Below are 22898 nucleotides of genomic sequence, written 5' to 3'. Positions count from 1 at the left end.
ATCATGCTCCGCTTCGTCGTCAAACGCTTCGCGTCCGCCCTGTTGGTGATGTTCGCGATCAGTGTGCTGGTCTTCCTGATCTTCTTCGCCACACCGGGAGTCGACCCCGCCGCCCGTATCGCGGGCCGCAACGCCGATCCCGCCACGCTCGCCCAGGTACGCCACTCCTTCGGCCTCGACCGGCCCATGCCGATCCGCTACCTGCTGATGATGCGGCACCTGCTGATCGACCGCGACCTGGAGTCGTTCGTCAACCGCGGCTCCCGCGTCATCCCGCAGATCGTGCAGGCCACCCCGGTGACCCTGTCGCTCGTCATCGGCGCCGCACTGATCTGGATGACGGCCGGCATCATCATGGGCACGGCCGCAGCGGCCCTGCGCGGCAAGGCGGCCGACCCGCTCATCATGCTCGTCGGCGTGGTCGGCGTCTCCCTCCCCGCCTACTGGCTCGGCGAGGTCGTCAACCTCATCACCCAGAAGCAGCTGCACAGTTCGGTGTTCTCCTGGGTGCCGCCACCGGGATACGTCGGCATCGGCCACGACCCCGGCCAGTGGGCCCTGCACCTCCTCTTCCCCTGGCTGACCCTCGCGCTGCTGTACGCCGGGATCTACGCCCGGCTACTGCGCGGCGAGGTCGTCACCGCCCTGAACGAGGACTACGTCCGCACCGCGCGCGCCAAGGGTCTCTCCGAGCGGCGCATCCTGATCCGGCACGCCCTGCGCTGCTCGCTGATCCCGATCGTGTCGCTGTTCGGCCTGGACTTCGGCGCGCTGGTGGGCGGCGCCGCGCTGCTCACCGAGGTGGTCTTCGGCCTCCCCGGCATCGGCAAGCTCACCTTCGACGCCCTCCAGAACCTGGACCTGCCCGTGATCATGGGCACGGTCCTGTACGCGGCGTTCTTCGTGGTCCTCGCCAACGCCCTGGTGGACATCCTGTACGCCCGACTCGACCCGAGGGCCCGCCATGCCTGACCAACCCCTGCTGGACGTACGCGACTTGAGGGTGTCCTTCCGCACCCGCCGAGGCTCCGTCACCGTGGTCGACGGCCTGTCCTTCTCGGTGTCGCCCGGTGAAATCCTGGGCGTGGTGGGCGAGTCGGGCTCCGGCAAGAGCGTCTCGATGCTCGCCGTACTGCGCCTGCTCACCAGCCCGAACGTGACGGTCGAGGGCGAAGTCCGTTTCCGTGGCCGGGACTTGCTCGCCCTCCCCGACAAGGAGATGCGGGCGGTACGGGGCCGGGAGATCGCCATGGTCTTCCAGGACCCGATGACCGCGCTCACCCCCGTGTACACCGTGGGCTGGCAGATCGCCGAGCAGATCCGGGCGCACGAGAAGGTGTCCCGCAAGGAGGCACACGCACGTGCCGTCCGGCTGCTCTCCGACGTCGGCATCCCTGACGCGGCCTCCCGCGCGAACGCCTACCCGCACGAGTTCTCCGGCGGCATGCGGCAACGCGCGGTCATCGCGATGGCCCTCTCCTGCGGCCCCGCCCTGCTGATCGCCGACGAACCGACCACGGCGCTGGACGTCACCGTCCAGGCCCAAATACTGGACCTGATGCGCGAGTTGAACGCGGAGGGCTCGGCGGTGGTCCTCATCACCCACGACATGGGCGTGATCTCGCAGATCGCCGACCGGGTCCTGGTGATGTACGGCGGCCGGGCGGCCGAGGAAGGTCCGCGCCGGGCGGTGTTCCACGGACCGCGGCACCCGTACACCTGGGGGCTGCTCGACTCCGTGCCACGCGTGGGCGGGCCCCGGCTGCGACGGCTGCCCACCATCGCGGGGATGCCGGTCTCGCCCGGGAGTCTGCCGGAGGGGTGCGCGTTCGCGCCCCGGTGCCGGTTGCGGCACGACCGGTGCGAGGAGCGACCGGCCCTGAGGGACTTCGGCGACAGCGCGCACCGCGACGCCTGCTGGCTCCCCGACGACGACCGCGCCTCGCTGCGTCTGTCCTCACGGACGGCGGCGACGGACGTACCGGACATGGAACGAGAGGCCACACCGTGACCGCGCAGACGACAACGACAGAGGTGCTGCTGCGCGCCTCGGACGTCACCAAGCACTATCCCCTGCGTGCGAACGGACTCTCCCGGCACCGCAAGGTACTCCGTGCCGTGGACGGTGTGTCGTTGGAGGTGCGCGCCGGTGAAACGCTCGGCATCGTGGGCGAGTCGGGCTGCGGCAAGTCCACGCTCGGCCGCTGTCTGGTCCGGCTCACCGAACTCACGGGCGGCCGGGTCGAGTTCGACGGCCGGGACATCAGCACGCTGTCCACGCGCCGGCTGCGTCCCGTGCGTCCGGGGATGCAGCTGGTGTTCCAGGACCCGCAGGCCTCGCTCAACCCGCGCCGCCGTGCCGGGGACATCGTGGCGGAGCCGCTGCTCGTCCACCGGTACGGCGACGCCGCCGCCGTTCGTCGTCGGGTCGCCGAGCTCTTCGACGTCGTAGGCCTGGCGGCGGCCCATCTGGACCGCTATCCGCACGAGTTCTCCGGCGGACAGCGGCAACGCATCGGTATCGCGCGGGCGTTGGCGACGAACCCGAAGCTGATCGTCGCGGACGAACCGGTGTCCGCGCTCGACGTGTCGATCCAGGCGCAGGTGTTGAACCTGTTCGCCGACCTGCAGGCGGAGTTCGCGCTCACCTACGTCTTCATCGCGCACGACCTCGGGGTGGTCCGCCACGTGTCGGACCGGATCGCGGTCATGTATCTCGGCGAGATCGTCGAACTCGGCGAGACGGAGGCCCTGTACATGGAGCCGGCCCATCCGTACACGCAGGCGCTGTTGTCGGCCGTCCCGGACATCGACGACGGGACGCTCACCGAGGAGGCACCCCGGGAACGCATCGTCCTCACCGGCGAGGTGCCCAACCCGGTGGACAAGCCCACGGGGTGCCCGTTCCGCACCCGCTGCCCGTACGCGCGGGAGCGGTGTGCCGTGGAACGTCCCCGGCTGACGGTGACGGCCAGTGGCAGGCACACGGCCTGTCACTATCCCCTGGCCGGATGATCAGGTGAAGATGATCTGGCCGCCGGCCGCCCGCTCGTAGAACTCCCCCACGGTGATGATGTCCTGGACGTGTTCGACGAGGTCGTCCTTGTCCAGTTCGAAGAGGTCGACCGAGGCCTTGCAGGCGTGGATGCCGGCGCCGGTGTCGGCGATCATCTCGATGAACTCGGGGATCGGCGGGATGTCGAGCTTGTCCATCTTGCGTTCCATGTACCGGGTGACCAGGTCGGGGACGCCCGGCATGCCGCCCAGCAGGGTGGGCAGGTGCAGGCCCGGGTTGCCGACGGTGGCCAGCTTGATGTGCTCCCAGCGCTTCTTCGTGATGGCGTCGAGGCCGAAGAAGGTGAAGAACAGGTCGGCCTCGATGCCTTCGGCGCGGGCGCCGTTGGCCATGATCAGGGCCGGGTAGATCCCTTCCAGGGATCCCTTGGAGACGATGATCGAGACCTTCTCGATCGTTGCGGTTGCGGCCATGACGGACGCGCTCCTCGGTGACGGGCTCGATGACGGAGGTGTCAGATGCAGCCACGGGGCTTGGGGATGCCGGCGATCTTCGCGGCGGTCTTCGCCGGTCCCTTGGGGAAGAGCTGGTAGAGCTCCTTGACGCTCACGCCGGACGTCTTGCCGAGGACGCGCACGGTCGGGCCCGTGCCCTTGGTCTCGTAGGCGGTGCGCATGAAGCGGATGACTTCCCAGTGCCGGTCGGTCAGTGTCCCGACGTCGCTCTCGCAGGCGAGTTGGGCGGCCATGGGCTCGGTCCAGCGCGCGGGGTCGGTGAAGAAACCCTCGTCGTCGACGGGGACGGTGACGCCGTCGTAGGTGGCGGTGGGCACGGTGCGGGCCTCCTCGGCTCAGACGTGGACGGGATGCTTCCCCTGCTCGGGCATCGCCGAGCCGATGCCGGGCATCTCCCGGCCGGGCAGCAGGGTGTGCCAGTACAGCCACTCGAAGGCCAGCTTCCCGAGGTGGTTGGCGTGCGACTCCTTCAGCAGCGGCAGTCCGACAGAGCCGGGGAAGTGGCCGGGCAGCGGTTCGGTCTCGTAGTTGAAGTCGATGAGTAGGGCCTTGTGGAAGCCGGTCTCCACGAAGCAGTTGGTGTGCCCGTCGAAGGACGCGTCCAGCGGCTGTCCGGCGAGGAAGCGGCCGATGTTGCGGACCATTACCTCGCCCTCGAAGTGGGCCACCGAACCGGCCTTGGAGGCGGGCAGACCCGCCGCGTCGCCGATGGCGAACACGTCGGGGTGGTCGGGGAGCTGGAGCGTGTGCGGGTCTACGGGCACGAAGCCGAGTTCGTCGCCCAGGCCCGGAGAGCGGTCGACGTACCCGGCGCCGCCGTGCAGCGGCACGACGACCGCCAGGTCGAACGGCACCTCCTTGTCGTCGTACGACACCAGCCGGCCGCCGGAGCCGTCGGCGCGGACGCTGCCGAGGGTGAACTCGGTGACCAGCTCGATGCCCTTGCACTCCAGCAGTCCGCCGAGCTCCCGCGCGGCGGCCGGCTTGGTGAAGGCGGCGTCGAGAGGCGTGGCGTAGGTCAGCTGCACCTTGTCGCGGATGCCGCGGCGCTGGAAGTACCAGTCGGCGAGGAAGGCGAACTCCAATGGTGCGACAGGGCACTTGACCGGCAGGTCCGCCACGTCGATCACCACTCGGCCGCCCTCGAAGCGCTCCAGCGCGTACCGCAGGTCGACGGCGCCGGGCAGGTCGTAGAAGGTGAACACCGACTCGCCCCGGCCGGGGCCGGTGAGTCCCTCGGTCTCGTCGGGCAGCAGCCGGGCGCCGGTGGCGACGACGAGGACGTCGTAGGTGACCCAGCCGCCGACGGCGAAGTGCACCACGTGCTTTTCGAGGTCGACCCGGTCGATGCGGCATCTACGGTAGTCGATGCCGTCGTGCAGCTGGCGTGGACGTGAGCGCAGCAGGCCGCGCGGCTCGGCGAGGCCGAACGGCACGAACAGGAGCCCCGGTTGGTAGACGTGGATGTCGTCCTGGTCGACGACCGTGATCCGGAGGTCCCGCTCGTCGTACGCGCGGCGCAGCCGGTTGGCCGTCATGGTGCCGGCGGTTCCGGCGCCAAGAATCACGATGTGTTTGCCCATGCCTCCAGCGTGGTCCGGGAGCCCCGGCGAAGTCAGTGGCCGATGGTCCTCCCCCAGGTACCCACAGGGGTATGTACACGACCCCGCACGGTGTGCGACGGCAGGTGGTGCCACCTGCTCGAAGAGCCGGGCAGGATAGCCCACTCGCCGATCGCCCCGCCAGAGCCGAACGGGCCCCTGCCGCGCCCCGACCGCCCCTCGCCCCGTCGCCCCCGGCCGCGGTCCACTGGAAGCGGAAGCGACAGGCAGTGACGAGGAGGCAGAGCCATGGCAGGGACAGCGCCGGGAACCACCGCCCCGCATCCTCCGGAATCCACCGCGCACATCCTCGAAGTGAGCCATGTACACGGCGACGCCTTCGCCATCGACATCCGCGACCACCGTCTGCTCGTCGACCAGCCCATGGAGGCGGGCGGCACGGACACGGCCCCGACTCCCACCGAACTCTTCGCCGCGTCCCTCGCCGGCTGCGTCGCCTTCTACGCGGGCCGCTACCTGCGCCGCCACGGTCTGAACGGCGAGGGACTGCGGGTCCGGGCCGAGTTCACCATGGCGACCGACCGGCCGCCCCGCGTCGACACCGTCCGGCTGGTCGTCGCCCCGCCTCGCGGACTGTCCGAGCAGCGCTGTGCCGCCCTGCACGCCGTCGTCTCGCACTGCACCGTCCACAACACCCTGCTGCGGCCGCCCGAGATCGTCGTCGAGGTGGCGCAGTGAGCTCACAGGCCGCGCCGACGGGCCCGGACGGTTCCGGCGTGCTGCGTGCCCCGACCCCAGGAGGTGCGGTTCTCGTGCCTTTTCCCCGGCTTCTGAGCCATCTCCTGCGGGGCGCCGTCAACAGGACGACCCTCCGCTTCGCCGGCCACCTCGCTTTCGTCGACCTCGAACACGTCGGACGCAGGACCGGCACCGTGCATCACACGCCGCTGCGTGCCTTCCGCAGGGGTGACACGGTCGTGGCCGGGATCAACTTCGGCCGCGACTCCGACTGGTTGCAGAACATCCGGGCCGCGGGTCGGTGCCGGATGCAACTGGGCGACTCCTGGCTGGAGTTGGGTGCGCCACGGATCGTTCCCGTGGCGGAGGGCGTACGCGGTATGCCGTGGCTGTTCGGCGCCGTACTCACCCACGTCCTGCACACCACCGACTGCGTCGAGCTGCCCGTCGTCGGACCGCCGGACCGAGCGGGGACGCCGCCATGGTCGCCGTAGCCTGCCTGCTTCAACTGCTCATCCTCGTGGGCGCGTTGTACGACACGGCCCACCTGCTGCACCCGTCCGCCGGCCGTCGTCCGGCGCGGTCCGGGCTCCGGTCCCGCCGCGCCGCCCTCGAGGCGGCCGAACAACGGCTCGTGGCGGAGCGGCTGCGCGGCCGGATCGACGCGGCCTCCTACCGGGAGAGGATGCGATCCCTCGCCGAGAGAGACTGACGCCGGGAACGGCCACTTCACCGCGGAGCAGCTCGCCGCCACCGGTGCCGTCGTCGTACTCGGCAACCGGGACGCCGCGAGACCGAGGACGGCCATGAGCTGCTGTTCGGTACCAACCACCTCGGTCACTTAGCGCTCACCCAGCGGCTGACGCTCCTGCTGTCCGCGGCGCCGGCGGGCCGCGCCGTGCCAGTGGGAAGCTTCACGGCGCGGTCCGAGCGAATGAACCTGGACGATCCGCAGTCGACGCGGGACCACCGGCCCAAGCGCAGCTACGGCCGGTCGAAGCCGGCGCGGATGTGCTTCGGCTTCGAACTCGACTGCCGTCTGCGTGCCGTCCTCGACCCCGAGGTGCGGGGAGGGCAGCTCTGGGGGCCGCGGGCCTTCGGCCTTCGTGGCCTGCCGTGGCGTGAGTCCGTCCCCTCCGGACATGGCCGATCCGGTGGTAGCGGCTCGTCTGTTGGCCGCGTGCGGGACCGGCCGACCGCGCGTAACCACCCCGCAAGGTGCCGAACGGCCCCCCATCAGGGCCATGTGCCCCTCCTGCAACCCCCGGCACGGAACGATCATTGAATCAGGCGCGGAGGCCGGGCACGGCCACCACGAGGGGTCCCCCCGTCCCCCCGGGCCGCAACGGCTTCCGCGCCAGGGGGACAGGTCCCTGCAGGGACCGCGGTCGCACGTGGGTCGCGGCCGTGTCCCGCCAGGCCGGCCCGTCCCCCGTCCCGCGCACGGGAGCGCCGCTCTGTGCGGCGTCCGTCGGCGCCGAGTGACAGACCGGTCGCGGAACGCGGCATGATGGCCGACATGCGCATCCGTATCGACGCCGTCGACCTGCCCGGCCGCACCTTCCCCGCCCCCGCCGACAGCTCCGCCCCGGCGTACGACGACGTCCATGTCGCCGTGCAGCGCCGGGACCGGCCGGCCGAACTGCTCGATCCGCAGGCGGGGGACGCCGCGTCCGCGACCTGGACGCTGGAGTGCGCGACGGAGGCCACGCCGGACGGGATCGTGGTCAAGGGCCCTTATGTGCAGCACCGGTTGGGCCGCCGGTTCGTCTATCTGTCGTGGGGCACGGTCGACGGGGACGGGGTCTTCACGATGTTCCGGCGCGCCAAGCTCATGCTCGACTCCGTGCCCGCCGACGTCCTCGCCGCCGCCGCGAGCGACGGCCTGCTGGTGGGCCGCCTCGGGCTGACCGACGCGAACGGCGGCCCGTTGTGCGCGCGGGTGGATCCCCCGCACATCACCTGGACCGCCGCCGCCGGTTAGCCGTGGGTCAGGACGCCGAGTCCTTCTTGTTCGTCGCCGCCCGGTACGCCTGGGTCGGGGTCATCGCGATGCCGTTCAGGCTGACCGTCTTGTAGGTGCTGACCGCGGCGCACTTCGACTGGTCGGCGGTTGCGGCCTTGGCGTTGCTGGTGGCCGCCTTGGTGTCGGCCGGGGCCGGGGACGAGGAACCGCCGGGGAGCGTCGTTCCGCTGGGCCAGTCCGTGCCGATCACCAGGGTCAGGCCGGTGCCGGTGCCCTGCTTGAGGTGCGAGGAGGCGAGGCCGATCGCCTTGGCCACGGTCTGGGCCTCGGCCTTCTGTCCGGTGCCGTAGGTGAGGGTGGTCGTGGTCGCGCTGACGGAGGCGTTGCCCGTGGTGGTGCCGGAGCTGAAGCCGCCGTCTATGAGGCCGGTGGCGACGGTGGAGGCCCGGCCGCTGATGCTGGTGCCGTTCTCCACCGTGACGGCGATCTGCGCGGCCGGTACGGCGACTGCCGTGGCGGTCGCGGTGGCCGCCGCCGACTTCTTTCCGGACGAGCTGGTCAGCGACTGGTCGTTGGCGATCGTCGCGAACAGGCTCTTCGCTGCGGCGGCGGGCACGACCCGGTTGGCGTTGGTCGGGTCGGCGCCGGTCTGCATGGTGGTGAACGTCATGCGCTTCGTCGGGACCTTGTCCAGGTCGGCGGCGAGCCCGATGAGCTTCTTGACGGTGCCGAGGCCCGTGTCGACGGTGAGCGCCTTGGTGGCGGCGTCGGCCAGGTTGTAGACCGCCGAGGGGTTGGTGAGGGTGCCCGCGCTCTTGAACTTGCGGATCATCGCGCTGAGGAAGATGTGCTGGGAGACGGTACGGCCGAGGTCGCTGCCGTCGCCGAAGCCGTGCCGGGAGCGGACGAACTCCAGGGCCGCGGTGCCCTTGAGGGTGTGGGTGCCCTTGGCGAGCTTCAGGTGCGAGTAGGTGTCGTAGACGTCGGCGTCGACGCACACCGAGACACCGCCGACCGCGTCGGACATCTTCACCACACCGGAGAAGTCCATCTGCACGAAGTGGTCGATGGTGATGCCGGTGAGCGCGTGCACGGTCTTGACCTGGCATTCCTGCCCGTACTGGAGCGCGCTGTTGATCTGCCCGTAGTAGCCGGCCGTGGACTGGCCGCTCTTGGGGTCCTTGCAGGAGGGGACCTGGGTCATGGTGTCGCGGGGGATGCTCATCACGGTGGCGTTGGAACGGTCCGCCGAGATGTGCACCACCATCTCCACGTCCGCGTTGCCGTTCCCGGACTGCACACCGGTCGTCGAACAGCCGCCACCGAGCTTGCAGTCGGTCGCGCTGGACCGGGCGTCGCTGCCCATCACCAGGAGGTTGATCGGCGTACGGCCGAAGGCGTCGGCCTTCTCCTTGCCGCCCGCGCCGTCGTCGATCGGGACGCTGTTGATGTTGCCGTTCAGGTGCTCGTAGAACCACCAGCCGGCGCCAGCAGTCACCATGATCAGCACCGACAGGGATATCGCGGTGATCTTCAGCACACGCCTGCCGCGCGGGGCCTGCTTGCGGCGCGAGGCGGCACGGCCGGCCGCCCGGGATCCGCCGCGCGGCGCCTGGCGGGCCGCGGCCCGGGAGGCGGCCCGGCCGCCGGTGGGCAGCGGCTCGTCGGCCTCACCCTCCCGCGGTCTGGGCACCCCTCGTGTGCGGCTGCGCGTGGCGTGGCCCACGGGGCCGTCCCCGAGGTCGGTCATCTGGCACTCCCACAAAACGGTCGGGCCGTTCAGGCCGTCGGTGCTGCGGCCAGGGGCGCGCGGCCATGTCAGGTCGGACGAGGCGGGGTTCCCGTCTCGCTTGCGTGGTTGCGCAATATAACAATCTCAGATGAGAACACCGCAGGGGCTTTCTCATTTACGGACTTTCATTTTGCGTCAAGGTCGGTCAACTGGTCGGAATGCGGGCGCTGGTGAGGGTCATCGGAGTACCGGTGACGGCGATGAGAAAGAAGCGCGGATGCGAGCCGCCCGGCACCCGCCGGACACCGCCGGGCGGCTTCACGACGTACGTCGCCGAGGCGTGCGGGGCGAGCGACTCCGGGCCGCCGGAGGCGGTCCACCAGTCGGAGGCGCCCTGCCCGAGGCGGCTGGCGAAGTGGGGGGTGAGCCTGGTGGCGGTCGTGTTGACGACCCGGGCGACGAGCTGGGTGATGTCACGGTGCCCGGAGCGCTCCACGATGTCCGCCGTGACGTTCATGCGCAGCGGCGGCGGACTGGCCGCGGCGATCGTCACACAGACGACGGCGGGCGCGAGGAGCCCCGCGGCGAGCACGGCCCGCGCCGGGCGTGCGGTCAGGTGCGGGATGCGGGGCTGCCAGGCCGAGGCGAGCGCGGAGGCGGGGACGGTGGCGGCAGCCGCGAGCCACAGCGGGGTCATCATCAGGAAGTAGCCGTCCTGGGACCGGGTGGCGAGGTAGAAGCTCAGCCAGGGCAGCACGGTGATCGCCGGGCCGAGCCGCCGCACGAACAGCAGCGTGGCGGCGAGCAGGCCGAACAGGAGCAGGAGGCTGCCGTAGGAGTAGTAGTCGAGGTGTCTGCTGCCTGCGGTGAAGTAGTACGAGATCCCCATCAGGCCCTGGCCGTGCAGGATCGCTTTCTGGGTGATCGGGAGCAGCAGTCCGTGCAGCCAGCTGGAGAAGTCCTCGGCGGCGAAGTAGGCGTTGATCGCGGCCCAGGTCAGTGCGGCGGTGCCGGTGTAGCGGGCGACCACGCCGAGGGCGAGCCGGGGGCCGAGGTCGCCGCGGCGGACGGCGTAGAGGCCGACGAGGAGGAACGGCGTGAGGAACCAGGCGAGTTGCTGGGTGGCGCAGGCCGCGCCGAGGCAGAGGGCCTGGAGCACTCCGGGGAGTCCGAGCCTGCCGCCTGCTCCGGTGTCGGGCCACCTGACCACCACCGGGATGAGCAGGACCAGGGCGAGGACGGCCGGGTAGCCGGAGTAGGCGTAGCCGGGCAGGAAGCCGAAGCCGAGGCACACGGCGGTGGCGGCGGACCGCCAGGGGGCCGGGAGCAGCAGCCACAGCAGGCCAGCGCCCGCGAGGAGTGCGCCGGTGGTGACGAGGGTGGCGGCGGCCGTCGAGTGGATCACGGCGTGCACGGGGGCGGCGAGCAGCGCGGTCAGCGGCGGGTAGCCGTAGGTGTAGTCGGCGCCGCCCGACATGGTCTTGGTGATGCCGACGGACGAGGAGTCGAAGAGCCAGGGCCAGGGCTGGCCGTAGACGGGGTGGCCGTGCAGGACCTGGTTCGCGGCCTGCGCGGTGAGCACGCCCTCGTCGGTGCCGGCGTGGTTGAGCCAGTAGCCGCAGAGCACCAGCGCGACGGCGAGCAGCAGAACGCCGGCGTCGACCCTGGTCAGGGCGCGCCGGGTGCGGGTGGTGAGGGCCAGGACTCCGGCGACCAGGATCCCTGCGTAGCAGACGGAGATGATCCCGGCGACGGGCGGGCGGGAGGTCATCGCCCTCGTCCAGGCGTCTCGGGTGCCGATGAACAGGCTGATCGTGGCGATCAGTGTCATCCCCCGGTGCAGTTGCTGCGGCGCGGCGGGTCCGGTGGTGAGCGGCCGGGTCAGCGGCGGCCCGGCGGTGGCGGGCGCGTCACGGCGCCGCAGTCGCAGACCACCGCCGGCGCGGGGACCGTCATCCATGGCGTCCTTCTCCTCCTCGTTCCGCCCTCGTCGGCCGGCGGTTCATGCCGGGGCAACCTCTACTCCATGTCGTAGAGGTGAAAGGAGCCGTCGGGGTTCACCAAGGGAAGGGAAGAGCTGGGCAAGAACCACGGATCACATCGGGCCGGATCCGGGTGCCCGGCATGGTCGGCAGCGCGGCATCGGTACGGCTGAGGCCTTCGCGGTCCCTCGGAGCGGAACCGCTCGCGCCCGGCTGGAGCGGCGAACCAACGTCGGTTCGCGCTGCGGGAGTTGCCGGTGCACTGGGTCCGCTCGCCGGCCGCACCGGCGTCAACTCGCCGCAAGCTCGGACGCGATGAAGCGCTCGAAACCCGCGTGGAAGGCCGTGCCGCGTGGGTCGGTCGCGCTGTAGTGGAAGGCGGCCAGACCGCAGCCCCGCGCGTCGAAGGCGACGCCGGTGTACGAGGCGACCCGGGTGCCGTTGACGGCGAGTTCCACCTTGATCCGGCCCGCACCGGCCGGGGAACAGGTCATAGACATGTCGACCTGCTGCCGGCTGTCCACTTCCAGACCCAGGTCCGCGAGGTTGACCTCGACGACCCGGTCGTGCTGGAAGGCTCCCTTGAACCTGAACTCGCGCACGATCAGGGCCTCCTGATCTGTCGTCAGATAGGTGGCCCAGCGGGAGCCCTTGCGGAAGTCCCCCGAGCCGTCGCACCACAGCCCGACCCCGCCCTCACCGCCGTACCACTCCGTCTGGGTGCTCAGCCGTACCGCGAACGACGACGGCTCGAAGGGGGCCTGCGGCCACACCTCCAGCTCGGACTTGGGATCCACCAGCATGGTCCCGCCCTTGTGCGTGATCGTCGCCAGGGTCGGGTCCTTGTACGACCAGTCGCCCGAGTCGGTCAAGTCGTCGGTGTACGTGAGGGGTTGGCCGTGGGCTCCGGAGGAGAGCACGGAGGCCGAGCCGTGCGTCTGCGGGCCGTTCTCCTTCGCCGATCCCCCCGAGGTGGTGCTGAGCACGACGGCGAGCAGCACGGCCGCCGCGGTACTGCCGGCCGCGAACCCCCACAGGCGTAGGTGTTTGGCGCTTCTGCCGGGCGCGGGGACGGGATCGGGGCCGGCATCGGGGCCGGCATCGGGGCCGGATGCGGGATCGGAGCCACTGCTTCCGCCGCCGTGTCCGGGCCGTGGCGTACCGGTCTCCGTGCGCACGTCTCCCGACTCGGCCCGCGCGCCGTCCGTCGACTCCACCGCTTCTACCGCCGCCGCCAATTCCGCGAGCCGGTTGACGAGTTGGGCGGCGGTGGGGCGTTCCGCCGGGTCCTTGCGGAGGCAGTCGGCGATGGCCGAACGGACCGGTTCCGGTACCGCTGCGAGATCCGCGTCGCGGGTGGAGACGGCGACCAGCACCTCGTAGTCGCTCTCCCCGTCGAAGGGATGTCTCCCCGTGGCGGCGAAGTAGAGCGTGCCGCCGAGGGAGAACACGTCGGTCGCGCTGGTGACGTGGAGGGATTTGACCTGCTCGGGTGACATGTACGCGGGTGAGCCCAGCACACTCCCCGGTGTGGTGAGCGCCGACTCCAACAGGAGGTCGTCGCGGGCGATACCGAAGTCGATGATCCGCGGTCCGTCCGGGGAGAGCAGGATGTTGGACGGTTTGATGTCCCGGTGCACGACACCCGCCCGGTGCACCTGTGCCAGCGCGTGCGCGACGGCCAGCGCCAGGGACTGCAGCCGCCCCGAGGACAGCGGGCCGCCCGCGGCCACATGCTGGTGGATCGTGGGACCCGGGACGAACTCGCTGACGATGTAGGGGTGTCGGCCCGAGAGATCCGCGTCGAGGACCCGAGCCGTGGCAAGTTCACCGACCCGGCTCGCCGCGCCGAACTCCCTGCGCACCCGGGCGAGCGCGACCTCGTCGTACTCCTTGCCCGGTAACAGGAACTTCACCACGACCTGCTGTCCCGCCCGGTCCCGGGCGAGCCACACCACGCCCTGTCCCCCGCGGCCCAGCTCACGTTCGCAGACGTACCCGCCCACCGACAACTGCATTCGCGGATCCATGTCCACGCCCCCAGCCCCGCCCCCGGTACATGGCTGTCGTCCAGCGTATCGGCTCGCGGGCCACCGAACACCGGGGACGGGCGGACACGTGCACCGTCATGGCGGTCGGCGCTTCAGCCGATGCGTGCTCCCGCGCCGCCGACGCGGACGCGCGGGTCGCCCGCGCGCAGTGTCACCGTGAGTTCGCCGGGGCGGCCCAGGTCCTCGCCCTGGCGCAGAGTGAGGACGGTGTCCTCGGGGACGAGGCCGAGTTCACGTGCGTACGCACCGAACGCGGCAGCCGCCGCGCCCGTCGCCGGGTCCTCGACGACACCGCCGACGGGGAAGGGGTCACGGACGTGGAAGACGGTGGCCGACTCCCGCCACACCAACTGGACCGTGGTCAGGTCCAGTTGGTGCATCAGAGTTTCGAGGCGCCCGAAGTCGTAGGCGAGATCCGCGAGTCGGGCGCGGGTCGCCGCCGCGAGCACGAGATGGCGGGCACCGGCGAAGGCGATACGGGGCGGGAAGGCGGGGTCGAGGTCGGCTTGCGGCCAGTCGAGCGCGGCGAGCGCCTCGTCGAGGTCGGCGTCGGCGATCTCCTCGATGTGCGGTTCGACGCTGGTGAGCGTGGCCCGGAGCGTCCCGTTCTCCTCGGTCACCTCCACCGGCACGGTGCCCGCGCGCGTCGCGAACACCAACTCCCCGGTACCGGTCCGCTCCGCCAGCGCGACGGCGGTCGCCACGGTGGCGTGCCCGCAGAACGGCACCTCGGCCTTGGGGCTGAAGTACCGGATGCGGTATGCCCGCCCCTCCGGACCCCCGAGCCCCTCCGGGGGCGCGGTCAGGAACGCGGACTCCGAGTATCCGAGTTCGGCGGCGATGGCCAGCATGTCGCCGTCGGTCAGGGCGGTGGCGTCCAGAACGACGCCGGCGGGGTTTCCGCCGGCAGGGTCGCTGGAGAAGGCGGTGTAGCGCAACACCTCGGGCCGTGGCGCGTTCGTCGTCATGCCCTGGCAACGCGGGGCAGGTTCCCGACCATTCCCGGGCACCGCTCCACTTCACAGTGCGCATGCCCGGCAGGATGGCCGGTACGGCTGAAGTGCCCTCCTTCTCAACCCAGTTGCTCGGCCAGTCCGACGATGATGCCCTCCGGGCCGCGGACGTAGCAGAGCAGATAGCTGTCCTCGAACCGGGCGATCTCGCCGAGGAGTTCGGCGCCGTGCGGGCGCAGGCGGGCCACGGTGTCCTTGATGTCGTCGACGGCGAACATGACGCGGTGCGTGCCCAGGATGTTGTGCGGCTGGTTGCGCGGCCCGGCGCTGGTCGCCTCGGGGCTGCGGTACTTCGCGAGTTCGAGCCGGCTGTGGCCGTCCGGGGTCCGGATCATCGCGATGTCGCAGTGGACGCCGTCGAGTCCGGTGCACCGGTCGGCGAAGAGGCCCTGGACCTCTCCCCTGCCCTCCAGCTCCATTCCGAGTTCCACGAAGAACGCGATGGCGGCATCCATGTCCTCGACGACGATGCCGACGTTGTCCATCCGCTGAATCGCCATGGTGGCTTCTCCCTCTTCCTCGTGCGGCCGGTGGCGACCGCTGCTGCTCCTGGGACGGAGTCGGTGGTCCGTTATCGACATCCTCGGACCACCCAACTCGGAAAGAGGGTTCTGGCTTCTCGGGTCAGGCCCGCGCGTCCGCGTCCTGCGCGGAGGCCGCGAACTCCTCGGGGCCCTGCTCCGCCGCCGCCGGGTCCATCCACATGACCTGCCAGCCGTGGCCGTCGAGGTCGTAGAAGCTGCGTGAATACATGAAGCCGTAGTCCTCGGCGCCGTCCACCTCGGTGCCGCCCGCCGCGAGCGCGTCGGCGCTGACCGCGTCGACCTCGTCGCGGGAGGACACGCTGAAGCAGTAGAGCGCCAGCGTGTGCGTGGTGGGATCGGCCAGCGGCAGTTTCGCGAACTCCGCGAACTTCTCGCGGGTGAGCAGCATGACGAAGGCCTGCTCGCCGACCAGCATGCACGCGGCGGTCTCGTCGGTGAACTTCGGGTTGAAGCTGAATCCGAGCTTGGCGAAGAAGGCCTTGCTGCGCTCAAGGTCCGCCACGGGGATGTTCAGGAACAGCATGCGGCCGGGGTGTGCGGAAGTGGTCATGGTGGCTCTCCGGTCAGTGGCTCGATGGTGTACGTCCTGGTAGACCGGCCCGGCCGACAAAACTCATCGGTACTCGTCGGTGCTCACCGGTGCCGTCATCGGATGGCGATGGCCCGGAGCCGCGCGTCGATCGCTTTCTGTGTGGAGGCACAATGCGTTCGCCGCCGTCCGTGACGCTGTTACGGGCGAACTCGACGTAGGGGCGACGAAGTTGCTCGTAGCGCTCGAACGCCACCGTGTGATCGCGGTCTGCGTCTTCGAGTCCCTCGGCCAGGAAGTGCGCGCCGCTGAGGGCCAGTGAAGTGCCGCGGCCGGAGAGCAGCGCCGCGTGCCGCGTCGCCGACCAGGCCGATACGGCCTCGGCGCCAGGTGGACACGCGGATCTGGCTGACGGAGTCGCCGTAGACGATGCCGGCCGACGCCGGTACCGAGGGGAGGCACGCAGCCAAAAGCATCAATCGGTCGGGAGAACCCCGAGGTCGCCGTGCCCGTCAACCGGATCGCCGAACAGCGGCCGGCGGCCCTCCAGCAGGTCGGGGACCATGCCGTGGCACGCGGTGAACTACCGCCGGTCGACGGCTACTTCCTCGGGGAGCTGCTCACCGGCCCGGTTCACCTCTACGTCAGCCTCGGCCTGCGCCCCTTCACCCGCGCCGAGGCGAAGAGGATCACGGACGTGGTCCTGGCCGGGCTGTGGCACACAGCTGGATGACTTCCGCCGCCGACAACACGCGGCCGGGTGCCTGACCGACGAGGCTCGTCGGTCAGGCACCCGGAGAGTCACAACTGATCGTCACTTCTTGACGATTGACTCCACCCAGCTGATGAAGTTCGTCGTCGCGTCACCGGTGCGCTCGGCCATGGTGTGCGCCAGGGCCCACACCGTGGCGAAGTCGACGTCACGGATGCCGTAGTTCCGCAGGGCCAACTGGAGGTTGATCTCAGTCGTGTTGGCCGTGTCGCCCTGCATGATGCCGGTGCGGATGCGCCAGTGCCGCGCCACCTTCGACTGCCGGTACCCGGCGAAAGCGGGCGAGAGGAAGTACAGCGGGTTGTACGCCTCGGCCCGCCACGCCATGTCCTTGCCGACGCTGTCCTTCTTGGCGAAGTCGCTGTCGTAGGCCGCGGCTCCGTAGGCGGAGTTCCAGTCGGAGTACGTGGCGTACGTCGTCTCGTTCGCCTCGATGACGTCACGGGTGAGCGGCGCGAAGTGCGACGGGACGCCGAGCCCCATCGCGAACACGCTGTTCTCGCCCTGCCCGCGGGAGTACCCGTCGAACGCGCCGACCGGCTTGTTCGCGTTCTTCTGGCTGTTCACGAAGCCTTCGAGGCCGGACACCGTGGCGGTGTTGGTCGTGGCGTCGTAAGTGACCCACGTGCTGCTGGTGTTGAGGTAGGCGATGTAGTCGTCGACCGTCTCGTACGTCGTCGAGGTCCCCGTCTGGCCCGATCCGGGCGGCCCGCCCATCGTCGTGATCGTGTACGGGAAGGTGTTGTCCGACAGGAAGTGGTTCAGCGAGGTGGTGATCACCTCGATCAGGTGGTCGTAGTAACTGCCCGCCAGGTGGACGCCGTTGCTGGACTCGGTCAGCTCCAGGCGCCTGCCGTGCTCGTCGCGCAGACCCAGGCGGTTGACGTACTTGGGCCAGGCCTTCGCGAGGTCCGTCGAGTAGGCGCTGGTCCACGTGCCGGACGCGCGCGTGCCGGTCGAGGCGAACTGGCCCATGTTCCACTCGTAGGACAGGTTGGCCTCGTGCAGGTTGGTGATCGGGCACCAGGCCATGACGCCGGCGACCGCGTCGCTGAGGGGGCGGCCCTGGGCGTCCTCCATCGCCGCGCCGATCGTGCGCAGGTAAGGGTGGTACAGCGGGCTGTCACCGGACGTGCCCGCCACGGTGTCCTGCGCGCCGCCGCCGCTCATGCCGAACAGGACGATGTCGTCCGTGCTGCCGGGCAGGACGCTCCGGTTGTACCGGAGGAACCGGACCGCGGCCTTCAGGTCGGTCACGCCCCAGGGGGCCGCGTCGGAGCGGGTGCTGGTCGAGCTGTCCCGACCGCGCAGGCCAGGCCACACGTAGATGAGCCCGGCCTTGAGGTACTGCGACACCCCGGTGTAGCTGTAGGACGTGGCCGGCGCCTGCTGGGCGTAGCCGGGGGTGTTGACCGGGATCACGATCGGCGCCGTGCTTCCCGAGTACTGGCCGACGGTGCCCTTCCGGTTGAGCTTCGCGGTGTACGTGGTCCCGTCACTGTTCGCGGTCGCCGTCAGATAGGCGCCGGGCACGTAGATCGACAGGTTCTCGTAGTCCGTCGCGGCCGGGTTGGCGACGTACACCTTCCCGATTTGGTAGTACACGTCGTTGGTCGCGTCGTACGACCAGGCGGTGGAATCGAACTCCAGCGAGTACGCCGAGGACGCGATCGACGAACTGCTCGATGACGAGGTGCCGGCGAAAGCCGTGCCTGCCGTGCCCTCGGCGATTCCGAACGCGGTCATGGCTGCGACGCCCGTGGCGCTCCGAATCACAGTTCTGCGGTTGACGTCCACCCGTAGACCTCCTTGTACAGCGAGTTGCGTGGTCACAGCCGTACGCGCCCACCGCCTTGGCGACTCCGCGGGCAGATCGGGCTGTGCGGCTCAGTCGCGTCCCAGACTGTCGGCCGAGGGTCGAGGATTGTTAACAATTTCGATGATAATTTTGTTAGAAGTCTCGTCGCAGGACCTCGCCCTGCTGATCTTCGGCGCCGCCTATGGAGGGATCAACAACCCGCAAACACAAAGACTCCGCCAGATCTCGCGCCGAGCAGCCCTCCGGAGGAACGGAAGTGAGGGAAACCCTGAACGGACGCCACGGCTCGGATAGCCTCGTCAATCCTTGGGGCCGAACTGACGTACGGCGCACATCACTTCGGGGGATCCGTGTCAGAACAGCGGCCGCTGCCACCGGACCTGGCGACGAACGAGGCCGCCGCACTGCGGCAGACCGGTGCCGCACCCCTGGGTCTCGGCGACCCGGATCGCATCGGTCCCTATGCGCCGCTGGCCCTGCTCGGCAGCGGCGGTATGGGGCGGGTCTACCTCGCACGTCCCGCGGACGGCGGTTCCGGTCTGGCCGCGGTGAAGGTAATCAGGCCGGAGTACGCGGACGATCCCGGCTTCCGGCGCCGGTTCGAGCGCGAAGCGTCGGTGCACGAACGAGTCAGCACGTCGCACACACCGAGACTGTGCGGCACGGGCTTCCAGGACAAGTTGCTGTGGATGGCCACCGAGTACCTCCCGGGGCTCGATCTGGCGCGTGCCGTGCGTGAGCACGGCGCCCTGGAGACGGCCGCGGTCTGGCGTCTGGTGGCGGAGTTGGGGCAGGCACTGGCCGACCTCGCCGCCACGGGGATCGTGCACCGGGATCTGAAGCCGTCCAACGTGCTGTTGTCCGTCGGGGGCGCGCACGTGATCGACTTCGGCATTTCGAAGGCCATTGACGCCAGCACGATCACCGGCACGGGTGTCCGGGTGGGATCCCCGGCCTACATGTCGCCGGAACACTTGCGGACCGGCAGATCCAACCCGGCGTCGGACGTGTTCTCACTCGCCGGGACGCTGGTGTACGCGGCGGTGGGGCGTGCCCCGTTCGGCGACGGTACGGGGGTCGACGTGATGCACCGGGTCGCGTTCGAGGAGCCGGACGCCGAGCTGATCGCCGAGATCTCGGCGGCGGACGCGGCGCTCGGCTCGCTGCTGACCGCCTGCCTGGCCAAGGAGCCCGAACGACGGCCCACAGGGCAGGACTTGATCCATGCGGCCGAGGCACGCACCGAAACGACCGTGTGGCCCGAGCCGCTGGCCGGCCAACTGCTGGCCCGGCAGCGGGCGTACGACGTGCTGTACCGCCTCTCTGTCGCATCGCGAGCCCGATTACTGTCTCCGGACGAACGGCCGATGGCGATGCCGTCGGCGCCGGCCGGTCACGGCGGCCGACCCGGTCCGCCCGCTGTCGAACCACCGGTGATGGCCGCCGACGCCGCCTCCGGCACACCATCGGCACGCCCTCAGAAGAGCGAGGTCCGCACCTGGGCACGGAAGAAGTCGGTACGGGCCGTCGCCGTGGGCATCGCCGTCTGCGCGGTGGCCGCAGGGGTCTTCGTGCTCAGTCACCACGACGCCCCACCCGGCGCCTCCTCCCCGGGGTCCGCCACGACGACCGGCCGCACCGTGCCCGGCGGCACCGCCTTCTCGCCGAAGCCCGGGGCCTCCGACGCGAGGGATGCCTCCGGCAAGAACGTCGACGGCGCCGCGAACCCCGAGGGCGCGGCCACGCCCCCCGAGGACTCCGGCTCCGCCGCACCGGCGGTGCACGGCACTCCCTCCGCTCCCGATGCCGATCCCAGCGCCTCGGCCGACGCGAATCCCTCCTCGTCGCCGAGCAGCCCGCCCACCACCGAGCCCGCGACCCCGGCCTGGATCTCGGACTGCACGTACTACCACGGCAACGGCCGCACTCGCCTGGGAGACAGCGGCAAGCGTGTGCTGCAGGTGCAGTGCATGCTGACGAAGCGCGGATACGACGTCGGGAGCACAGGCGTGGACGGCGACTTCGGTGCCGGAACCGAGTCCGCGGTGCGGAGCTTCCAGAGCGCCAAACTGCTGGACGCCGACGGCATCGTGGGCCGCGAGACCTGGCTCGCCCTGCGCAGCACCGAGTGACGCACCTGACTCACGCGCGACCACCGCGGCGTGCAACACGTCGAACGGAGCAGGAGGCTGCTTCCTCCGGCCACGCGCTGACGGCCGCCCGCGCTGCTGTCGGCTGCCGTCCCGCCGACGGCCGACGCCCAGGTTCCCGCCGCGGCACCTGACCGGCCGCCCCCTCCCTCCCCCTGATACGGCGTGCCGGGGACGAATGCGATGCCGTCGCGGCCGTGGCAGGGGCCGGGCAGCAGCAGGGTGGCGCTGTGGTGCCAGGGCGACCACGCGTCGAGGGCATCGTGGTGGGCCACGCCGGGGTGTTCGGTGAGTTCCAGGACGAACCGGTCCGGCCGGCTCGGGTCGCCGTTGACCTGGTGGAGGATCTCGGCGAGTTCCCAACAGCCCTGGCCAGGCTCGCTCCGACATGGACCAGCGAGACAGCGGTCACCGACCTGCAAGCGGTGACCGCCGGGTGAATGGCCGGCGGCCGCCGAAGTCCTCATGCCCCTCACACAACCGTGGCGTCCCCGTCCAGATCAGTTGGCCGCGCCGCTTCGACGTCGGGTTCATCGCCGCCCGCGAAGCCCTGCACGGCGGTGCCCTCGGCCGGCTGCACACCATCGCTCCGCCACCGGCGACCCGGCCCCGCCGCCAAGCGACTACGCAGCCGTCTCCGGCGGCGTCGTCCGCGAGTTCGGCGTCCACGGCTTCGTCGCCGTGCGCCGGGTGACCGGCCGCAACGTGATCGAGGTCCACGCGGTCACGACGTCCGTCCGGAACTCCACGGCTCCCGCGACAGCGACGCCGCCGGACTCAAGAACCAGCTGCCTCTCCGCCCCGTCGAGCCCGACACGACCTTCCCCTCGGGTGTCCCCCACGCCTGCTTCACGGCCGCTTTTCGCGCCGAACCCGCCGCCTTCACCGAGGTCGTCCACAGCGATCGTCCTTCCCTCACACCCTCACGGCCCCGGTCGAAGCAAACCGGGTCACCGAAGCCGCCACAACCTCTCTCCGCGATCACCACCCCGTCCACATCAAGGAAGTGCGACGGTAACGACAGGAGACAGGCATCGCACAGGCGAAGAAGCGCCTCCCCGTCGCGGAGGCCGTACCGAGGCCTTTCTGCCTCCGCAGGTGCAAGAGCCGCACCCCCTGCCTGGCAGCCACTCCTCACCGGACATCAACGACCACCGCAAGTCACCCCACTCCCCTCACACTCGAAAGGCGCCTGACGTGAGCGCTCCCGCCTGTTGTGGAATCCCCGTGCGCCATCTCGCGACAGCCCTGACCGCCTCCGCGTCAGCGCTGGCACTGGCCGCGTGCGGCGTCATCGACGGAGTCGGCGGAAGCGGCAGCTCCGCATCTCCCGTGAAGGGCGACGACATCACGGTGGGACTGCTCCTGCCCGACAAGGACACCGCACGCTTCGAGAACTTCGACCACCCCGTCATCAAGAAGGAGGTCGCCGCCCTCACCCACGGCAAGGGCAAGGTCGTCTACGCCAACGCCGAGGCGAGCCAGGACCAACAGAGCCGGCAGTTCCAGCAGATGGTGGACCAGAAAGTCGACGTCATCCTGGTGGACGCGCTGGACGCCAAGGCCATCGCGCCGGACGTCCGGAAGGCGAAGGACGCCGGCATCCCCGTCATCGCCTACGACCGGCTCGCACAGGGCCCGATCGACGCGTACGTCTCGCACGACAACGAACTCGTCGGCGAGATCCAGGCCCGCGCCATCATCGACGCGCTCGGCAGCAAGGCGGCATCCAGCAGGATCGTCATGATGAACGGCGACCCCGCGGACACGAACTACGCGAAGTTCAAGGAGGGTGCCCTCGGCGAACTGAAGGACAGGGTCCGGACAGCCAAGGAGTACGACACGGCGAAGTGGTCGCCGGCGGTCGCGAAGGCGAACATGAAGAACGCGATCAAGACCCTCGGCCTCGACAACATCGCCGCCGTCTACGCGGCCAACGACGGCCTGGCGGGTGCCGTCATCGAGGCACTCAAGGAGGCGGGTGCCACCAAGATCCCACCGGTGACCGGCCAGGACGCGAACCTGGACGCGGTGCAGCGGATCATCACGGGCGAGCAGTACATGACCGCGTACAAACCCTTTGCGGAAGAAGCCACCCGCGCCGCGGAGATCGCGGTGTACAAGGTCCAGGGCCGCGACATCCAGTTCGACGCGCTGACCCGCGACACGGTCGACAGCCCCACCAAGAAGAAGATCCCCGCGATGCTGGTACCGGTCGTCTCCCTCACGAAGGCCAACATCAAGGACACGGTGATCGCGGACGGCGTCTACTCCGTCAAGGACATCTGCACCTCGAAGTACGCGGCGCAGTGCGCCAGTCTCGGACTGGAGTAGCGGCCACCGGCCGGCCGCCGCCAGGGACAGCCGACAAGGGAACGGCGGACGAGTTCCGCGGTTCCCTCAGGCGGTCTCTCCGCGGTCTTCGGAGCGACAAGGCCGAGAAGCCGCACGCAACCATTCAGAATCCACGGCGCCACGTGTCGGGCTGCGTCCTACGACAGTCACCAG

At 70.1% G+C, this 22898-nt stretch carries 21 protein-coding genes and 2 pseudogenes; 13 read left to right on the top strand and 10 right to left on the bottom strand.

What is annotated here, in order from left to right; all coding sequences use genetic code 11:
• Positions 1 to 3 precede the first annotated feature (3 nt).
• From OC490_RS26845 to OC490_RS26835, 3 genes are read left to right on the top strand one after another with little or no spacing between them, the layout of a single operon-like run.
• Positions 4 to 972, top strand: coding sequence for an ABC transporter permease (locus OC490_RS26845; RefSeq protein WP_262060773.1), 969 nt, complete (start codon positions 4 to 6; stop codon positions 970 to 972).
• The gene (locus OC490_RS26840) at positions 965 to 2011 is read left to right on the top strand and encodes an ABC transporter ATP-binding protein (protein WP_262060575.1); all 1047 of its coding nucleotides are present in this window, start codon (positions 965 to 967) and stop codon (positions 2009 to 2011) included. The genes OC490_RS26845 and OC490_RS26840 overlap by 8 nt, the downstream gene beginning before the upstream one ends.
• Before the next feature lie 23 nt (positions 2012 to 2034).
• Positions 2035 to 3015: an ABC transporter ATP-binding protein gene (locus OC490_RS26835; protein WP_262060772.1), complete on the top strand. Its 981-nt coding sequence runs from the start codon at positions 2035 to 2037 to the stop codon at positions 3013 to 3015.
• Here the strand turns inward: OC490_RS26835 and OC490_RS26830 are convergent, their stop codons facing one another.
• The 3 genes from OC490_RS26830 to OC490_RS26820 are packed head-to-tail and all read right to left on the bottom strand — an operon-like array spanning position 3016 to position 5114.
• Positions 3016 to 3489 carry a DsrE/DsrF/DrsH-like family protein gene (locus OC490_RS26830; RefSeq protein WP_262060574.1) on the bottom strand — a complete coding sequence of 158 codons (474 nt, stop codon included), beginning with the start codon at positions 3487 to 3489 and terminating at the stop codon, positions 3016 to 3018. It abuts the gene before it with no gap.
• A 41-nt stretch (positions 3490 to 3530) separates the two neighbouring features.
• Positions 3531 to 3848, bottom strand: coding sequence for a TusE/DsrC/DsvC family sulfur relay protein (locus OC490_RS26825; RefSeq protein WP_262060573.1), 318 nt, complete (start codon positions 3846 to 3848; stop codon positions 3531 to 3533).
• An 18-nt stretch (positions 3849 to 3866) separates the two neighbouring features.
• Positions 3867 to 5114: an NAD(P)/FAD-dependent oxidoreductase gene (locus OC490_RS26820; RefSeq protein WP_262060572.1), complete on the bottom strand. Its 1248-nt coding sequence runs from the start codon at positions 5112 to 5114 to the stop codon at positions 3867 to 3869.
• Positions 5115 to 5381: 267 nt separating this feature from the next.
• Here OC490_RS26820 and OC490_RS26815 point away from each other — a divergent pair, with 267 nt between their 5' ends.
• From OC490_RS26815 to OC490_RS26795, 5 genes and pseudogenes are all read left to right on the top strand, one after another.
• Entirely contained in the window at positions 5382 to 5831 is a 450-nt protein-coding gene (locus OC490_RS26815) for an OsmC family protein (RefSeq protein ID WP_262060571.1), read from the top strand.
• A gap of 74 nt (positions 5832 to 5905) precedes the next feature.
• Positions 5906 to 6325, top strand: a complete 420-nt coding sequence (locus OC490_RS26810; RefSeq protein WP_262060570.1) for a nitroreductase family deazaflavin-dependent oxidoreductase — start codon at positions 5906 to 5908, stop codon at positions 6323 to 6325.
• Positions 6313 to 6543 carry a hypothetical protein gene (locus tag OC490_RS26805; RefSeq protein ID WP_262060569.1) on the top strand — a complete coding sequence of 77 codons (231 nt, stop codon included), beginning with the start codon at positions 6313 to 6315 and terminating at the stop codon, positions 6541 to 6543. Before OC490_RS26810 ends, OC490_RS26805 begins: the two co-directional genes overlap by 13 nt.
• A 66-nt stretch (positions 6544 to 6609) precedes the next feature.
• Positions 6610 to 7012: pseudogene (locus OC490_RS26800) on the top strand (short-chain dehydrogenase); the annotation flags it as partial.
• 338 nt (positions 7013 to 7350) lie between these two features.
• Positions 7351 to 7815, top strand: coding sequence for a DUF5990 family protein (locus OC490_RS26795; RefSeq protein ID WP_262060568.1), 465 nt, complete (start codon positions 7351 to 7353; stop codon positions 7813 to 7815).
• Positions 7816 to 7822: 7 nt separating this feature from the next.
• On the opposite strand, the gene OC490_RS26790 is transcribed toward OC490_RS26795, so the two are convergent.
• From OC490_RS26790 to OC490_RS26765, 6 genes are all read right to left on the bottom strand, one after another.
• A complete protein-coding gene (locus OC490_RS26790; RefSeq protein ID WP_262060567.1) occupies positions 7823 to 9547 on the bottom strand; it encodes an LCP family protein in 1725 nt (574 codons plus the stop codon).
• A gap of 187 nt (positions 9548 to 9734) precedes the next feature.
• On the bottom strand, positions 9735 to 11489 hold the full coding sequence (locus OC490_RS26785; RefSeq protein ID WP_262060566.1) for a hypothetical protein: 1755 nt from the start codon (positions 11487 to 11489) through the stop codon (positions 9735 to 9737).
• A gap of 312 nt (positions 11490 to 11801) precedes the next feature.
• A complete protein-coding gene (locus OC490_RS26780) occupies positions 11802 to 13541 on the bottom strand; it encodes a serine/threonine-protein kinase (RefSeq protein WP_262060565.1) in 1740 nt (579 codons plus the stop codon).
• Positions 13542 to 13654: 113 nt separating this feature from the next.
• On the bottom strand, positions 13655 to 14530 hold the full coding sequence (locus OC490_RS26775; RefSeq protein WP_262060564.1) for a PhzF family phenazine biosynthesis protein: 876 nt from the start codon (positions 14528 to 14530) through the stop codon (positions 13655 to 13657).
• A 104-nt stretch (positions 14531 to 14634) separates the two neighbouring features.
• Entirely contained in the window at positions 14635 to 15075 is a 441-nt protein-coding gene (locus OC490_RS26770; protein ID WP_262060563.1) for a VOC family protein, read from the bottom strand.
• Positions 15076 to 15199: 124 nt separating this feature from the next.
• Positions 15200 to 15670, bottom strand: coding sequence for a VOC family protein (locus OC490_RS26765; protein WP_262060562.1), 471 nt, complete (start codon positions 15668 to 15670; stop codon positions 15200 to 15202).
• A gap of 457 nt (positions 15671 to 16127) precedes the next feature.
• On the opposite strand from OC490_RS26765, the gene OC490_RS26760 reads away from it, so the two are divergent.
• Positions 16128 to 16382, top strand: a complete 255-nt coding sequence (locus OC490_RS26760) for a TetR-like C-terminal domain-containing protein (RefSeq protein ID WP_262060771.1) — start codon at positions 16128 to 16130, stop codon at positions 16380 to 16382.
• Positions 16383 to 16463: 81 nt separating this feature from the next.
• Here OC490_RS26760 and OC490_RS26755 read toward each other — a convergent pair whose 3' ends face one another.
• On the bottom strand, positions 16464 to 18167 hold the full coding sequence (locus OC490_RS26755; protein WP_262060561.1) for an esterase: 1704 nt from the start codon (positions 18165 to 18167) through the stop codon (positions 16464 to 16466).
• 423 nt (positions 18168 to 18590) lie between these two features.
• Between OC490_RS26755 and OC490_RS26750 the strand changes: the two genes are divergently transcribed.
• The 4 genes and pseudogenes from OC490_RS26750 to OC490_RS26740 all read left to right on the top strand — a co-directional run bounded on the left by OC490_RS26750 (position 18591) and on the right by OC490_RS26740 (position 22724).
• Complete coding sequence (locus tag OC490_RS26750; RefSeq protein WP_262060560.1) at positions 18591 to 20372, top strand: protein kinase domain-containing protein; 1782 nt, start codon at positions 18591 to 18593, stop codon at positions 20370 to 20372.
• Positions 20373 to 20623: 251 nt separating this feature from the next.
• Positions 20624 to 20830 carry a hypothetical protein gene (locus tag OC490_RS26745; RefSeq protein ID WP_262060559.1) on the top strand — a complete coding sequence of 69 codons (207 nt, stop codon included), beginning with the start codon at positions 20624 to 20626 and terminating at the stop codon, positions 20828 to 20830.
• A gap of 41 nt (positions 20831 to 20871) precedes the next feature.
• A pseudogene (locus OC490_RS49610) lies at positions 20872 to 21304 on the top strand (dehydrogenase); the annotation flags it as partial.
• A 313-nt stretch (positions 21305 to 21617) separates the two neighbouring features.
• Positions 21618 to 22724 carry a sugar ABC transporter substrate-binding protein gene (locus OC490_RS26740; protein ID WP_262060558.1) on the top strand — a complete coding sequence of 369 codons (1107 nt, stop codon included), beginning with the start codon at positions 21618 to 21620 and terminating at the stop codon, positions 22722 to 22724.
• The last annotated feature ends 174 nt before the right edge of the window (positions 22725 to 22898 follow it).

This window comes from Streptomyces sp. STR69 (assembly GCF_024519455.1).
Lineage (GTDB): Bacteria > Actinomycetota > Actinomycetes > Streptomycetales > Streptomycetaceae > Streptomyces.
This window is presented reverse-complemented; position numbering and strand designations above follow the sequence as displayed.